We start from the raw sequence: 13724 nt of genomic DNA on the forward strand, positions 1-13724 counted from the left end.
GTTTTATTTCTATTGATATGCAAGAATATCATTCATCTCCCCATGACCCTGTTGGGTGGCATGGAACAACCATCTTATGTGTCCGGCGTGATGGCCAGGTTGCCATGGCGGGCGATGGGCAGGTGACGCTGGGCGCCACCGTGATCAAGGGCAACGCCCGCAAGGTGCGCCGCATCGGCCCCACCGGGCAGATCCTTGCCGGGTTTGCAGGCGCCACGGCAGATGCCTTCACCCTGCTGGAACGGCTGGAAAACAAGCTGGAACGTTACCCCAACCAGCTTGAACGCGCCTGCGTGGAACTGGCGAAGGACTGGCGCACGGATCGCTACCTGCGCCGGCTGGAGGCGATGATGGCGGTGGCGGATGCCGAACGCTCCTTCACCCTGACCGGCAATGGCGACGTGCTGGAACCCGAGGACGGCATCATCGCCATTGGTTCGGGCGGCAATTACGCGCTGTCGGCCGCGCGCGCGCTGCTGGGGATCGAGGGATTGTCGGCAGTCGATATCGCACGGCGGTCAATGAAGATCGCCGGTGACATCTGTGTTTACACCAACCATTCCGTCATTGTGGAAACACTGGGTGCGGATGCGCAGGACGGAGCGGCGTAATGGAAATCCCCAATCATTCCCCGCGTGAAATCGTGGCCGAACTGGATCGCTACATCATCGGGCAGTCCGATGCGAAGCGTGCCGTGGCCATCGCGCTGCGCAACCGCTGGCGGCGCGCGCAGCTGACGGATGCGATGCGTGACGAGGTCGTGCCCAAGAACATCCTGATGATCGGGCCGACGGGTTGCGGCAAGACCGAAATCGCGCGCCGTCTGGCCAAGCTGGCGCAGGCGCCTTTCCTGAAGGTCGAGGCCACGAAATTCACCGAAGTCGGCTATGTCGGCCGCGACGTGGAAAGCATCGTGCGTGATCTGGTCGAGTCCTCGATCAACATGTTGCGCGACCTGCGCCGCAAGGACGTTGAAAAGAACGCCGAACAGGCTGCCGAGGACATCCTGCTTGACGCGCTGGTGGGGGAAGGGGCCTCATCCGAGACGCGCAACAAGTTCCGCCGGATGCTGCGCGCGGGTGAACTGGAAAACAAGGAAGTCGAGATCTCGATTGCCGAAGGGGGCAGTCCGTCACCGTCCGACATGCCGAACATGACGCCCGGCGCGGTCATCAACTTCTCCGACATGATGAAGGGTTTCATGAACCGCATGCCGCAGCAGAAGCGCATGACGGTGGCTGCCGCCCGCGCCGCCCTGATCCGGCAGGAAGCGGACAAGATGCTGGATACCGAAACCCTGACGCGTGAAGCCGTGGCGCATGCGCAGGATCATGGCATCGTTTTCCTTGATGAAATCGACAAGGTCTGTGCCCGTGCATCCGAAGGGGGATCGCGTGGTGGCGATGTTTCGCGTGAAGGGGTGCAGCGCGACCTGCTGCCCCTGATCGAGGGGACGACGGTTTCCACCAAATACGGCCCCGTGCGTACGGACCATATCCTGTTCATCGCATCCGGTGCGTTCCATATCGCCAAGCCGTCCGACCTGCTGCCCGAACTGCAGGGGCGGCTACCCATCCGCGTGGAGCTGGCGTCGCTGACGCGTGAGGACCTGCGGCGGATCCTGACCGAGCCGGAACATTCGCTGCTGCAGCAGTACGTCGCCCTGCTGGGCACGGAAAAGGTCACGCTGTCCTTTACCGATGGCGCGATTGATGCGCTGGCGGAACTGGCGGCTGACATCAATGAACGTGTCGAGAATATCGGTGCGCGGCGTCTGGCCACCGTGCTGGAGCGCCTTCTGGAAGACGTGTCCTTCACCGCTGCCGACCGGAGCGGGGAAGATGTGGTGATTACGGCGGAAGATGTGCAGAACCGGGTTGCACCCCTGGCCCGCAAGGGTGATCTGAGCCGCTTTATCCTGTAGGGCAGTAACCGCCGGTGCAGGGGGCCGCGCCACAGGGTGCGGCCTTTTGTGTTCCGTCCCGTTTTCCGGCCCAGCATTGAGGGCCTTGCGTAACAGGAAAGATGATGACCGACCCCTTTGTGAAGCCCGAGGACGATACCGCCGCAGATGCCATCGCGGAAATTGGTGAGGAACTGGCCCTGTTTGATGACTGGATGCAGCGGTACCAGTACATCATCGAACTGGGGCGCAAGCTGCCGCCATTCCCCGCTGAATGGCAGGATGACGCCCATCGCGTGCCGGGATGCCAGAGTCAGGTCTGGATGGAAGTGCAGCCGCGTGATGGCCTGCTGTATCTGGCTGGTGCGTCGGATGCGGCCATCGTGTCGGGACTGGTGGCGCTGCTGCTGCGGGTTTATTCGGGGCGCAGCCGGGATGAAATCCTGAATACGGACCCCAAATTCCTGCGTGACCTTGGTCTGGTGCAGGCACTGTCCACCAACCGGGGCAATGGGGTGGAAGCCATGGCGCAGGCCATACGCAAGGCTGCCGCCGCCATGCCAGCCTGAACCGTTGGCAAAAAAGAATAAAAGTTTCCGGGTGCCGCCTTTTTTCAGAAAGGCGGCGTTCCTTGAAATTTTTTGGGAAAAAGCTTCACCAAAAACTTCTTATCTTTTGGGGCCGGAAGGGACGAGACAGGCGATCAGGCCTGCCCATGCGGATCAGTAACCCGCGTCAAAGCCCGCATCGTCAACGGCAGCGAACAAGTCGTCGGGATTGGTGGTGCGTCCGTCATAGGTGATGAAGGCCTTGCCCTGTTCCAGCGAGACTTCCACCATCGAGACGCCATCCACGGCTTCCAGCGCGTGTACGACCTTGGATGCGCATCCATCACAGGTCATGCCGCTTATGTTCAGTGTTATTGTTTCCATGATCTGATCGCCTTTGCACCTGCTGGCAGCCTGTATGGGTGCCTGTGGTTGAGAACCGGAGCGATTACACCAGATAAGGGCGTTTAACGCCATCACCTCATCTCAAAGACTGTTTGAAAACAACCTGTTGATAAAAAACAATAAAAGTTTTCAGGTGCCGTCTTTTTTCAAAAAGCTTCACCAAAAAACTTCCTTATGATTGCCGGATGTTTCCCGGGCTGATTTTTCAGGCAGTCTCCTATTCCATGAAAATGAAACCGGAAGTGCATCTTGGGCATGATCGGTGCTGCCACACGATCTTGATGGATAGGGGCTGTAACCGGATCAGTCAGGCCTCATGATATTATCGTTTGTAATAAAATTGCTATCGAATTTTGGGGGCGTAAACGGCCATGATTCGTGCCCGCAGCGTATTACTCCATGGCTTGCCGGGACGACAGACAACGGGCCATGGCATTATATTACGCGGGGTCATGGCAGTGCTGGCCGGGCAGGCGGGGGCACATTCCTGGCGGGGTCTGGATCTGTCAGGTAACCGGGACGGTGTGGGTGTCGGCATGCAAAAAAGGCCGGTGCTTGAAGCAACCGGCCTTTCGGATCATGAACGCAGTGAGGTGTGGCTGTTCAGTCAACCGTGCTCATGCGGGTTTCATCCACAAACTTTTCCGTATCATCATCCAGCTTGCGCGACTTGCGGCCGGCAGGACCGTGGACATACAACGTCTTGCGATCAATTTTCTGATCGGTGCCTTCCGGCTTCAGCGGCATTTCGTATTCCGGCTTCTGCGCATGGTCGGCCATCTGCAGGTCGGGATTGAAGACCGAGTTGAACTTCCAGATCATGGTCAGGAAGTTGGTCTGTCCACGCAGCGCAAGACGCAGGGCGATGCCCAGCGTGTCCTTGATCGCGCTCCAGCCCAGATGCTTGTTGTTCAGGATCTGCTGGGTCTTGACCAGTTCTTCATAGAACTCACGCAGCGGCAGCGTGGTGGGCATGACCGCGTGCTGGATGTCAAACAGGCGATAGTCGCGCGTGGTCAGCTTGCGGGACTCGCTTTCCCAGATTTCCGTGCCGGGGTAGGGGGTGGTGACGGAAATGTTCACGATGTCCGGGATTTCCAGGCACCACTGGCGGATCACCTCAAAGCGTTCGCGATCCCATGACGGGTCGGCGATCAGGTTGATGGCGACGATCAGGTCCAGCGAGCGGGCGTATTCCAGCGCCTCGAAATTGCGGTCCATCGACACGCGCTTGCGGAACCGCTTCAGCCCTTCCGCATCGACCGCTTCCAGCCCGATGAAGATGTAGCTCAGGCCGATTTCCTTCCAGACTGCGAACACTTCCTTGTTGCGCATCAGCACGTCGGCGCGGGTCTCGAGGTAGTATTCCTTCTGGATGTTGCGGCGCTTGATCTCATCGGCGATGGCAAGGCCGTGTTCGGCATGGACGAAGGCCACGTCATCGACGATGAAAATGCCGGGTTCCTTGATTTCCTGCAGTTCCTCGCCAATCACCTTGGCGCTGGCGGTGCGGTAGGACCGGCCGTAGAAGGTCCATGCGCTGCAGAACGTGCAGTCCCACGGGCAGCCACGGGCAAATTCGATCGATGCCGCCGGGTCCAGCGTGCCGATGAAGTACTTGCGGCGGTGTTGCAGCAGGTCACGCGCGGGACGGACCTCATCGAGGGATTCGATGAAGATCGGCGGCGGCCCATCACCATCCATGGTAACGACGCCGGGCACGCTCAGCAGGTCCTTGCCCTGTTCCCATGCTTCAAGCAGCAGGCCGACGGTGGCGTCGCCCTCACCCTTCAGCACGCAGTTGATGGCCCCGTCGGACAGTGCCAGTACGTCACGCGCGATGAACGAGATCGAGTGCCCGCCAATGAACAGGAACACGTTGGGCAGGCGCCGGCGCGTTTCCTTGCACAGGTCAATGATCTCGGGGACATTGGCCAGGTAGTTGCCGGAAAAGCAGATGGCATGCGGGCGGAATCGCTCGATGCGTTCCCAGTAATCGGGATGCTTCTCGACCTGCAGGTCGATGATTTCCACATCATGTCCCTTGTTGCGCGCGGCACCGGCAACCAGTTCAAGCCCCAGCGGTTCAAGACGCAGGAAGACCTTCGTGTACATGAGCGAGCTTGGATGAACGGCCAGTAATCTCATTCTTTTACCTCAGGGCATCGATGGGGACGGTGTCACAGCACGCCAGTGCATACGCAATCCGATAACAAATTTACAGCCGGACCAGCGTCGTATTTGTATTTTTTATATATCAGGCACGATTTAGAAAAAATAAGAATAATGACTGAGGGTGGCAATATAACCGTGATCTGTCATCCAGTTCACGGTAATATCACCTATGCATTCAGTTAATGCCAGCAGGTCCTGTGCTGTATTTCATGGGCTGGTATGTTTTTCTTTCATGCCCGGCTTTGGTGGTAGGGGACCTATGCACTGCCAACGGGGCAGGACGTGGATGGCTTTCATGTCCCCTATCGCAACCAGCACTTTCGTGGCAGTGTCGGCACCGCTTAAGCGACGGGGTCGAAATGAAGCTGAAAATCGTGGAAAGAATGTCCGCCCGCCTCGGGCTGCTGGCATGTGGGCTGGTTCTGGTATGCGGCTGTACCGCTGAAATCGGGCGCAAGCCCTTCGAAAGTGATGTGAAGTGCCTGCGTGAACAGATGGGCACCACCATGCAGCTCAGCTTTCCCATCGCGGCGAATACCTGCCAGCGGATGAGCGACCATAACTTCGTCTTCAGCAAGAACCACAAGCATGCCGAGCCGCTGCCGCTAAAACTGCGCGGCGCGCCCGATCTGCAGAAGATGGCGGACGAATACGGTTACAGCTATACAAAATAACGTGTCGGGGCCTGCGCCCCGGTCCGTTTCAGTTTTCCAGTTCGGTGTCCCAGTACAGATAATCACGCCAGCTTTCATGCAGGTAGTTGGGCGGAAAGGCGCGGCCGTTTTCCTGTAGCCTGCGGCTGGTGGGGCGTGTGGGCGTGTGGTCGGGATACATGCGGATCTGGTGGGGCATGTACGATCCCTTGATCAGGTTGCACGGACTGCATGCCGTTACCACGTTTTCCCAGCTTGTGCGGCCGCCCTTGCTGCGCGGGATGACATGGTCGAATGTCAGTTCCTGTGTCGGGAAGCGGGTATTGCAGTACTGGCAGGAAAAATTGTCCCGCAGGAAGACGTTGAAGCGGGTGAAGGCAGGCTTGCGGGCGGAAGGGATATAGTCCTTCAGCGCGATGACGCTGGGCAGGCGCAGGCTGTGGGTGGGGGAACGCACGACGGTGTCATATTCGCTCAGCACCGATACGCGGTCCAGCCAGACGGCGCGGATGGCGTCCTGCCATGACCATAGCGAAAGCGGGAAGTAGGAAAGCGGCCTGAAATCGGCGTTCAGGACCAGCGCGGGCAGGTATTGACTGTCACAGGGCACGGACGCATTCCTTTCCGAATGCCGCGCACAATGCTTGGGCGTATCCTGTAGCGAAGCGAACGCCTGCGTTGTGCGTCGTCGTCAGATAACTGCAGGAATCTATTGCAGACCCCGCATGGCGTGGCAAGCCATGGCCATGGGGCCTGTGGACGCCCTTCATGAACGGAGGAAGACAGGAAAATGACGGTGTTTTCAGGTATCATGCTGTTTTAATTCGATAATGGCATTCACGACCCGGTTTGCCCCCAGCCCCACGGGGCGCCTGCACCTTGGTCATGTCGCATCAGCCCTGCGGGGCTGGCGGCTGGCTGCGGAGTCGGGCGGGACCTTCCTTCTGCGCGTGGAAGACATCGACACGGTCCGCTGCCGTCCCGAATTCATTGCCGACCTGTACGCGGACCTGGCCTGGCTTGGCCTGTCATGGCCACAGCCGGTACGCAGGCAATCGCAGCACATGCCCGACTACCGCCGCGTGCTGGACAACCTGCAGGCGCGTGGCCTGCTGTATCCGTGTTTCTGCACCCGGCGCGACATTGCCGAAGCCGCCAGCGCCCCCCATCACGCCCCCGATGGCACGCTGGTCTATCCCGGCACGTGTCGGCATATGGACCCCGCGCTGCGGGCGGAGTGGCTTACGGCGGGCAAGCCCCATGCGCTGCGGCTGGACATGGCGGCAGCCATGCGGTTGCCCGGGGCGCGGGAACTGACATGGCATGAACTTGGCCACGGCCCGCGCGCATGCCAGCCGCAACTGTTTGGCGACGTGGTGCTGGCGCGCAGGGATGTGCCCGCGTCCTATCACCTGTGTGTCACGCATGATGATGCGTTGCAGGGCGTAAACCTGGTGACAAGGGGCGAGGATCTTATGGCCGCCACCGCGCTGCACCGCCTGCTGCAGCATGTCATGGGCTGGCCCGCACCATGTTACAGCCACCATCCCCTGTTGTGCGATGACACGGGCCGGCGGCTGGCCAAGCGGGATGGCGCGGTATCCATCCGTGCCATGCGCGCGGCGGGTATGACACCACAACAGGTATGCGCTGCTGCAGGGCGGCCTGATCACATATCTGCTGTTTCCACCGCTGCGCGTTCGCATTAGGCTACGCGCCCGTTGCCCGGCTGCGTGCCGGTCTGTCTTTCACTGTTGATGGATCTTGACATCATGGATCTTACCGCCGCCCGGCTGGACCGGATCAGCCCCAGCCAGACGATCGCCATCTCAACCAAGGCGCGTGCACTCAAGGCGGCGGGAAAGGACATTATCAGCCTTTCCGCCGGTGAGCCGGATTTCGACACCCCGGACACGATCAAGAAGGCGGCCATGCAGGCTATCGCGGCGGGTGAGACCAAATACACCGATGTCGCGGGCACGCCCGCCCTGCGCCGCGCGATTGCCGAACGGTTCCGTGCCGATAGCGGCCTGGATTATACGTGGGACGAGGTGATCGTCTCCAACGGTGGCAAGCAGATCATCTATAACGCCATGGTCGCGACCATCAATCCGGGGGATGAGGCCATCATCCCCGCACCGTGCTGGGTGTCGTATCCCGATATCGTCTCGCTGGCCGAAGGCACGCCGGTCATCGTGCCGTGCAGCGCGGAAAACGGCTTCAAGCTGCAGCCCGCCGATCTGGAGGCCGCGATTACCCCGCGCACGCGCTGGCTGCTGCTCAATTCCCCCAACAATCCGACGGGCGCCGCTTATTCCGCTGCGGAAATGCGTGGCCTGTGTGACGTGCTGCTGCGTCATCCCAACGTGTGGATCCTGACGGACGATATCTACAACAAGCTGGTCTATGACGGCTTTCGCGCACCGACGGTGGTGGAGGTGGAACCCCGCCTGCGCGACCGTACGGTGACCATGAACGGCGTGTCGAAAGCCTATGCCATGACCGGCTGGCGTATCGGTTATTCCGCAGCCCCGGTGCAGATGACGCGCGCGATGAACAAACTGCAGAGCCAGTCCACATCCGGCCCGTGTTCGATCAGCCAGGCGGCGGCGGTAGAAGCCCTGACCGGCCCGCAGGACTTCATCGGCACCATGGTCAGCACCTATCAGGCGCGGCGTGACCTGGTCGTGAACATGCTGAACGAGGCTGCGGGCCTGCACTGCCCGGTGCCGGAAGGGGCGTTCTATGTCTTTCCGTCACTGGTCGGCTGCCTTGGCAAGACCAGCGCGGGTGGCACGCTGATCGACACGGATGAGGCATTTGTTACCGCATTGCTGGATGAGGAAGGTGTGGCCGCCGTGCATGGCAGCGCATTCATGTTTGCCGGTCATTTCCGCATTTCCTATGCTACCGACACCGAAAGCCTGAAGGAAGCCTGCCTGCGCATCCAGCGTTTCTGTGCCGGGCTGCGGTAAGGGATATGGATAGGGATGCGGACCGGGTCCATCCGCTGTTTGCGCAGCGGATGGACCGCCTGACGGTACCAGCCACCATCGCCATGGCCCAGCGCGCGCGCAACCTGCGTGCGAAGGGGGAGAAGGTACTCTCCCTCGCTCTGGGCGAGCCTGATTTCGCCACCCCCGCCGCCGTGATCGAGGCCGCCCACCGCGCGGCGCTGGACGGGCAGACCAAATATCCGCCCGTTGATGGCACGCCCGCGCTGAAGGCCGCCATTGCACGCAAATTCGCGCGTGAAAACGGGCTGGACTACGCGCCTGCCGAAATCATGGTGTCCAATGGGGGCAAGCAGGTCATTTTTAATGCCTTCATGGCGACGGTGCAGCCGGGGGATGAGGTTGTCATTCCTCGTCCTTACTGGGTCAGCTACCCGCTGATCGTGCAGATGTTCGGTGGCACCCCGGTCTATGCCGACTGCCATGAAGCTGACGGTTTCCGCCTGACGGCGCAGGCGCTGGAAGCGGCAATCACGCCGCGCACCAAATGGCTTGTCCTCAACTTCCCCAACAACCCCACCGGCGGGACGATGGGACAGGCGGACCTGGAAGCCGTGGCCGAGGTGCTGCGTCGCCACCCGCACGTCCATATCCTGTCGGATGAGATTTACGAACACCTGCTGTATGACGGCTTGCGGCATCACTCCCTTGCCGCCGTGGCGCCGGATCTCAAGGACCGTATCCTGACGCTGAATGGCGTGTCCAAGGCCTATGCCATGACCGGCTGGCGGGTGGGATATGTGGGCGGTCCTACGCCCCTTATCCGTGCCATGACGGCCATACAGGGCAGCGCCACATCAGGCATCTGTTCCATAAGCCAGGCGGCAGCGGCGGCAGCACTTGATGGCCCGGCGGACATTATCGCGCAGATGTGCGCGGTCTATGCAGGCAGGCGCGAAATGGTGGTGTCCACATTGCGGGCCATACCGGGGCTGACCTGCGCCATGCCGCATGGGGCGTTCTATGCCTATCCGGGTATTGCGGGGTGCATGGGGCGTGTTTCGGCTGGTGGCCACCGGCTGGAAACGGATCAGGATTTCGCCATTGCCCTGCTGACGGAACAGCACGTGGCGGTGGTGCATGGCTCGGCCTTCGGGCAGGGGCCTTACCTGCGGCTGTCATACGCCACCAGCGATGATATCCTGAAGGAAAGCTGCGCACGGATCGCGCGCTTTGTCGATGGACTGAACTGACACCCATGGCGGGCATGGGCGCGTGCTCAGTCCGGATCGGGCGAGGGGGGGCAGAGCAGGAAGACCCCCTCCGTCACGATGGCGGGCAGCAGCGGCATGGCCAGTGGCAGTCCCGACAGGCCAATGGCCCCGGCGGACGCGGCACAGGCCGCCATGTAGCCCGTGCGGCCGCCCAGCCGTTCGGCAATGACAAACAGGAAAACGGCGAGCAGTTCCAGTATGGCCGCCCCGCCCAGCCGCAGGGGGTGGGCCTGTGTCTGCATGCCCATATCCGACAGCAGGCGTAACAGGGCAGGCGACTGGCCACCTTCGCCGCCCAGCCCGAACATGAACGAAAAGGGCAGGATCAGCACGCCAAGTATATCACGCAGCAGGTTCACCAGCCCGCTGACCAGCGGCAGCAGGATCAGGATGGCCAGGCTGGCGGAGGTACATGTCGCGACAATGACAAGTCCGACCTGACGTTGCCGGGCTGCCGGATTATGTTGTGGGGCTTCCGGGGGCATGCAGGTGCGCCGCCAGCGCCTAGCGCAGCCACCACTTGACGGGTTCGGGTTCTTCCGCCGGTGTCTCGTCCTGCGGGGCGGTGGCCTGTATTGGTGCGGGGCGGGGGTCTGCGGTACGCTGTCGTGATTTCAGGCGCGTCAGTTCTTCACGCAACTGGTCGTTTTCTTCACGGGTATTGTATAGCTCCGCACGTACGGCCAGTAATTCCGTATCCTGCGCCGCCAGTTTTCCCTTGTGTTCCGCCGTGATGACATCGGCATGGCCAATGCGTGTGGTCAGGGAACGGATCTGCGCCTGTGCTTCCGACAGGCGCAGTTCAGCCTGTTCGCGCAGTTTCTGTTCAAACTGCACCTTGTGGCGCAACTGTTCGATTTCGCCACGGTCTTCCTGTTGTGCATGGATTGCACGTGGAGTGGTGCGCCCGGTGGCCAGGGAGTGATGTTCAACCCGGACATCGCCATCCTGTACGAATTTGCGCCGGCGCTGCGTGGGGTCGGCCTGACGGGCCGGGCGGGCCTTGGGTGCCGGTGCCTTTCCGCCGCCTGCGCCACGCGGCGCGGGCTTGCCCTTGCCCAGTCGTTCAAGCGCCTGCCGGAATGCGGATTCATTCACTTCTTCCCGATGGGCGTTCTGGTCTTCTTCTTTCGGGAAGGAAAGAAAATCATTATATGATGACACAGCGGAACTCTCGATAATCAATGCACCATAAGGGGGTGGCTGAAATTATATTTAGGAATCTATTCCTACAGCCAGTATACCAGTGGTGCCTGTCTTTAGGTGATTTACTGAGTATATAATTCTTTCCCGCCAACTTATGCAAGGGGATAAGGAATAATATAACACGGTAACATATTATTTATTATTGGAAGCTTATTTTTAAGTAAAATAATATTTTAATAATATAATGTATAGTAATTCATAAATATAATTTTGAATATATTTTTTATATCATTTAATTGGTGCATAAAAATAGCACTTTATATTCTGGCGTCATATGGTCTCCCGCCGACAGGTCACTTGCCTTCATGGGGGCGGTTGGTCCAGATAAGGGATGGTATGGGTTATCCCTGATAACATCCGACAGGACGCGGAATGTGTAACATTGACCACCAGGCCGTTTCGGTTTCCCTTTCACGCAGGCTCCGGCAGGGTAACCGGCCATGCGTGCTGATTGTCATGGGGGTCTCGGGATGTGGCAAGAGTACCATGGCCCAGCTTATGGCCGACCGTCTGGGCTGGCCCCTGATCGAGGGCGATGACCTGCATACCGCCCATAACATCGCCAAGATGAGCAACGGCATCCCCCTGACGGATGAAGACCGCGCCCCGTGGCTGGACTGTATCGCGCAGCAGGTCCGGCAGTGGGGGGATGCGAACCAGTGTGGAATCGTGACCTGTTCCGCGCTGAAGCGGAAATACCGCGAACATATTGGCGGCAGCGGTCAGGATGTCTGTTTCGTCTATCTCAAGGGGAGCCGGGAAGACATCGCGCCACGCCTGCGGGAACGGACCGGCCACTTCATGCCGGTCGCCATGCTGGACAGCCAGTTCGCGACGCTGGAAGAACCTGACATGGATGATGAGGTCGTCATGGCGCTGGATGTCAATGCAGCGCAGGAAATCCTGGCGGAACAGGCCTGCGCGCACCTGTCCGGCCTGCCTGCATGACGCGGGTGGCCCGCCTGTTCAGTTCAGGTCAGGCGGAGGGGAGGCGGGTGTCCATGTCAGGTCGGCCGCCCCGTTGTCATTAAGGTGCCGTCCCAGCACGAACAGGTAATCCGACAGGCGGTTCATGCAGGCGGGAATATTGGTGCCGATATCGTCCTGCCGCGCCAGTGTCGCCAGCCGTCGTTCCGCCCGGCGCACGACGGTGCGCGCCAGATGGGCGTGGGCGGCGGCAGGCGTGCCGCCGGGCAGGATGAAGCTGCGCAGTGGCGGAATATCCGCGCGCAGGCGCTCGATTTCATGTTCCATGGCCTGAAGGGCGGCCGCCGCATGGGGAAGCGGACGGGGCGGGTTGGCGGGCATGCAGATCGCGCCGCCAATATCGAACAGCAGTCCCTGTAGCCATGCAATGAAGGTGGCGTTGCGGCCTGCGGGCAGGGTGCCGCGCAGCAGGCCGATGATGGCATTGGCTTCATCCAGCGTGCCAAGGGCCTCGATCCGGGCCGAATCCTTGGCAACCCGTTCCCCGTTGCCCAGCGAGGTCTGGCCCGTATCCCCGCCGCGGGTCACGATCCGGTCGATGCGAATGGTCATGAATGATCCTGTCTGTAAATCCGGTATCCTGATCCGCCCGCCATGGTTACCGGGTGGGCTTGCTGGCCCCGAGTTTCATGGCTTCGTTCAGGTGGGCCTGAAGCGTATCCGCCGTGGTGGAGGCATAGGCCTTCAGGTCCGGGTCGCTGGCTGATTCCGCTTCATTCTGGAACATGGCCAGCGCATCGCTTGCCGCCTGGGCCTGCAGGTCAAGGTAGGTGCGGTCGAATTTGGTCCCGTTCTGGGTCTTCAGGTCGTCTGCGACCTCGGTTTCGTCCGAACTCATGTCCTTGTGCAGTTCCAGGCCGTGCTTCAGCGTCATGGTGGACAGGGTTTTCTGGTTCGCTGTGTGCATTTTCAGCGATTTTTCTGCGAATTCCTGCACTTTCGGACGCTTGGCCTGTGTCGTGGCCATTTTTGAAATGGTCATTTCAAATGTGTTCAGCGCGGAAACGTTTTCGGCAAAGGTGGAATCTGATTCCGTCAGCGGCGGCAGTGTCGGTACCGCTGCGGTTGCTGCCGCGGGGACGGGCGCAGGCGTGGGTCGGGCCATGGAGACGGCAGGAAGAAGGCTGACAGACGCAAAAAGGAACCAGACTGCGTGATGTTTCATATTGTCATCTTCCTAACGTGTGAAATTCAGGCGGTTTTTACTGAATGTCACCCTGTTTTATCAGTTTTGGTGGACCATACAAAGCGGCCATGCAGGGCAGGACGGGTATTGTGTAACCGGTTCCGTGCAGGATATGGATAATAAAAATACCAGTGCATTTGAAAAAATAATAATAAAATTAAAATATATTTATATAAAATATAGAATATAAGGAAAAATATATGATGATTTATGTATAATAATAAAAACAATATAAGTTATAAATAGTAATAAATTTATATGTAAATATATTGCTGCATTTGTTTATGAAATTTGCATGGATTTTACGGATGCGTTGCGTTGAGGGTCGCATTTTCGCTTTCTGCAGTAACGAATTCAGGTTCATCGCAATGTCCGGACCTGACCGTACCGGTGGGGACCAGCCACGGGCATGGATGGAATTTCATGATACCGA

Annotated in this window: 15 protein-coding genes; 8 read left to right on the top strand and 7 right to left on the bottom strand. The window is 59.5% G+C overall.

What is annotated here, in order from left to right:
- Window positions 1–17: 17 nt before the first annotated feature.
- The 3 genes from hslV (at window position 18) to AC1RQ9_RS03220 (ending at window position 2472) form a co-directional block, all read left to right on the top strand.
- On the top strand, window positions 18–611 hold the full coding sequence (hslV, locus tag AC1RQ9_RS03210) for an ATP-dependent protease subunit HslV (protein WP_110555435.1): 594 nt from the start codon (window positions 18–20) through the stop codon (window positions 609–611).
- Window positions 611–1924 (top strand): ATP-dependent protease ATPase subunit HslU, encoded by a 1314-nt coding sequence (hslU, locus tag AC1RQ9_RS03215; RefSeq protein ID WP_193732425.1) that lies wholly within the window; start codon window positions 611–613, stop codon window positions 1922–1924. Before hslV ends, hslU begins: the two co-directional genes overlap by 1 nt.
- Before the next feature lie 104 nt (window positions 1925–2028).
- Window positions 2029–2472, top strand: a complete 444-nt coding sequence (locus tag AC1RQ9_RS03220; RefSeq protein ID WP_193732424.1) for a SufE family protein — start codon at window positions 2029–2031, stop codon at window positions 2470–2472.
- A gap of 153 nt (window positions 2473–2625) precedes the next feature.
- Here AC1RQ9_RS03220 and AC1RQ9_RS03225 read toward each other — a convergent pair whose 3' ends face one another.
- Window positions 2626–2835: a heavy-metal-associated domain-containing protein gene (locus AC1RQ9_RS03225; RefSeq protein ID WP_193732423.1), complete on the bottom strand. Its 210-nt coding sequence runs from the start codon at window positions 2833–2835 to the stop codon at window positions 2626–2628.
- Between the two features lie 624 nt (window positions 2836–3459).
- On the bottom strand, window positions 3460–5004 hold the full coding sequence (gene hpnR / locus AC1RQ9_RS03230) for a hopanoid C-3 methylase HpnR (RefSeq protein WP_485985522.1): 1545 nt from the start codon (window positions 5002–5004) through the stop codon (window positions 3460–3462).
- Between the two features lie 386 nt (window positions 5005–5390).
- Here hpnR and AC1RQ9_RS03235 point away from each other — a divergent pair, with 386 nt between their 5' ends.
- A complete protein-coding gene (locus AC1RQ9_RS03235; RefSeq protein ID WP_193732421.1) occupies window positions 5391–5705 on the top strand; it encodes a hypothetical protein in 315 nt (104 codons plus the stop codon).
- 28 nt (window positions 5706–5733) lie between these two features.
- Here AC1RQ9_RS03235 and AC1RQ9_RS03240 read toward each other — a convergent pair whose 3' ends face one another.
- The gene (locus tag AC1RQ9_RS03240) at window positions 5734–6294 is read right to left on the bottom strand and encodes an HNH endonuclease (protein ID WP_193732420.1); all 561 of its coding nucleotides are present in this window, start codon (window positions 6292–6294) and stop codon (window positions 5734–5736) included.
- Window positions 6295–6514: 220 nt separating this feature from the next.
- Between AC1RQ9_RS03240 and gluQRS the strand changes: the two genes are divergently transcribed.
- The 3 genes from gluQRS to AC1RQ9_RS03255 all read left to right on the top strand — a co-directional run bounded on the left by gluQRS (window position 6515) and on the right by AC1RQ9_RS03255 (window position 9891).
- Window positions 6515–7393, top strand: a complete 879-nt coding sequence (gluQRS, locus tag AC1RQ9_RS03245) for a tRNA glutamyl-Q(34) synthetase GluQRS (RefSeq protein WP_485985523.1) — start codon at window positions 6515–6517, stop codon at window positions 7391–7393.
- Between the two features lie 63 nt (window positions 7394–7456).
- Window positions 7457–8659 (top strand): pyridoxal phosphate-dependent aminotransferase, encoded by a 1203-nt coding sequence (locus tag AC1RQ9_RS03250; protein ID WP_485985524.1) that lies wholly within the window; start codon window positions 7457–7459, stop codon window positions 8657–8659.
- Window positions 8660–8664: 5 nt separating this feature from the next.
- Window positions 8665–9891, top strand: coding sequence for a pyridoxal phosphate-dependent aminotransferase (locus tag AC1RQ9_RS03255; RefSeq protein ID WP_485985525.1), 1227 nt, complete (start codon window positions 8665–8667; stop codon window positions 9889–9891).
- Window positions 9892–9917: 26 nt separating this feature from the next.
- Here the strand turns inward: AC1RQ9_RS03255 and AC1RQ9_RS03260 are convergent, their stop codons facing one another.
- Window positions 9918–10397 (bottom strand): hypothetical protein, encoded by a 480-nt coding sequence (locus AC1RQ9_RS03260; protein WP_193732417.1) that lies wholly within the window; start codon window positions 10395–10397, stop codon window positions 9918–9920.
- Between the two features lie 19 nt (window positions 10398–10416).
- Entirely contained in the window at window positions 10417–11076 is a 660-nt protein-coding gene (locus AC1RQ9_RS03265; RefSeq protein ID WP_485985526.1) for a hypothetical protein, read from the bottom strand.
- Window positions 11077–11490: 414 nt separating this feature from the next.
- Here AC1RQ9_RS03265 and AC1RQ9_RS03270 point away from each other — a divergent pair, with 414 nt between their 5' ends.
- Window positions 11491–12066, top strand: coding sequence for a gluconokinase (locus AC1RQ9_RS03270; RefSeq protein WP_485985527.1), 576 nt, complete (start codon window positions 11491–11493; stop codon window positions 12064–12066).
- Between the two features lie 18 nt (window positions 12067–12084).
- On the opposite strand, the gene AC1RQ9_RS03275 is transcribed toward AC1RQ9_RS03270, so the two are convergent.
- Both AC1RQ9_RS03275 and AC1RQ9_RS03280 read right to left on the bottom strand, forming a co-directional pair.
- Window positions 12085–12657, bottom strand: a complete 573-nt coding sequence (locus AC1RQ9_RS03275; protein ID WP_485985528.1) for a cob(I)yrinic acid a,c-diamide adenosyltransferase — start codon at window positions 12655–12657, stop codon at window positions 12085–12087.
- Between the two features lie 46 nt (window positions 12658–12703).
- A complete protein-coding gene (locus AC1RQ9_RS03280; RefSeq protein WP_485985529.1) occupies window positions 12704–13270 on the bottom strand; it encodes a DUF4142 domain-containing protein in 567 nt (188 codons plus the stop codon).
- Window positions 13271–13724: the final 454 nt, after the last annotated feature.

The sequence above is a fragment of the Komagataeibacter ossonobensis genome (assembly GCF_057359305.1).

What these genes read in the sequence shown, in the direction of transcription:
- AC1RQ9_RS03260 (WP_193732417.1), bottom strand. Translation starts at nt 10,397, where the DNA reads ATGCCCCCGGAAGCCCCACAACATAATCCGGCAGCCCGGCAACGTCAG.
- AC1RQ9_RS03220 (WP_193732424.1), top strand. Translation starts at nt 2,029, where the DNA reads ATGACCGACCCCTTTGTGAAGCCCGAGGACGATACCGCCGCAGATGCC.
- hslV (WP_110555435.1), top strand. Translation starts at nt 18, where the DNA reads ATGCAAGAATATCATTCATCTCCCCATGACCCTGTTGGGTGGCATGGA.
- hslU (WP_193732425.1), top strand. Translation starts at nt 611, where the DNA reads ATGGAAATCCCCAATCATTCCCCGCGTGAAATCGTGGCCGAACTGGAT.
- AC1RQ9_RS03235 (WP_193732421.1), top strand. Translation starts at nt 5,391, where the DNA reads ATGAAGCTGAAAATCGTGGAAAGAATGTCCGCCCGCCTCGGGCTGCTG.
- AC1RQ9_RS03225 (WP_193732423.1), bottom strand. Translation starts at nt 2,835, where the DNA reads ATGGAAACAATAACACTGAACATAAGCGGCATGACCTGTGATGGATGC.
- gluQRS (WP_485985523.1), top strand. Translation starts at nt 6,515, where the DNA reads ATGGCATTCACGACCCGGTTTGCCCCCAGCCCCACGGGGCGCCTGCAC.
- AC1RQ9_RS03280 (WP_485985529.1), bottom strand. Translation starts at nt 13,270, where the DNA reads ATGAAACATCACGCAGTCTGGTTCCTTTTTGCGTCTGTCAGCCTTCTT.
- AC1RQ9_RS03275 (WP_485985528.1), bottom strand. Translation starts at nt 12,657, where the DNA reads ATGACCATTCGCATCGACCGGATCGTGACCCGCGGCGGGGATACGGGC.
- AC1RQ9_RS03270 (WP_485985527.1), top strand. Translation starts at nt 11,491, where the DNA reads ATGTGTAACATTGACCACCAGGCCGTTTCGGTTTCCCTTTCACGCAGG.
- AC1RQ9_RS03250 (WP_485985524.1), top strand. Translation starts at nt 7,457, where the DNA reads ATGGATCTTACCGCCGCCCGGCTGGACCGGATCAGCCCCAGCCAGACG.
- hpnR (WP_485985522.1), bottom strand. Translation starts at nt 5,004, where the DNA reads ATGAGATTACTGGCCGTTCATCCAAGCTCGCTCATGTACACGAAGGTC.
- AC1RQ9_RS03255 (WP_485985525.1), top strand. Translation starts at nt 8,665, where the DNA reads ATGGATAGGGATGCGGACCGGGTCCATCCGCTGTTTGCGCAGCGGATG.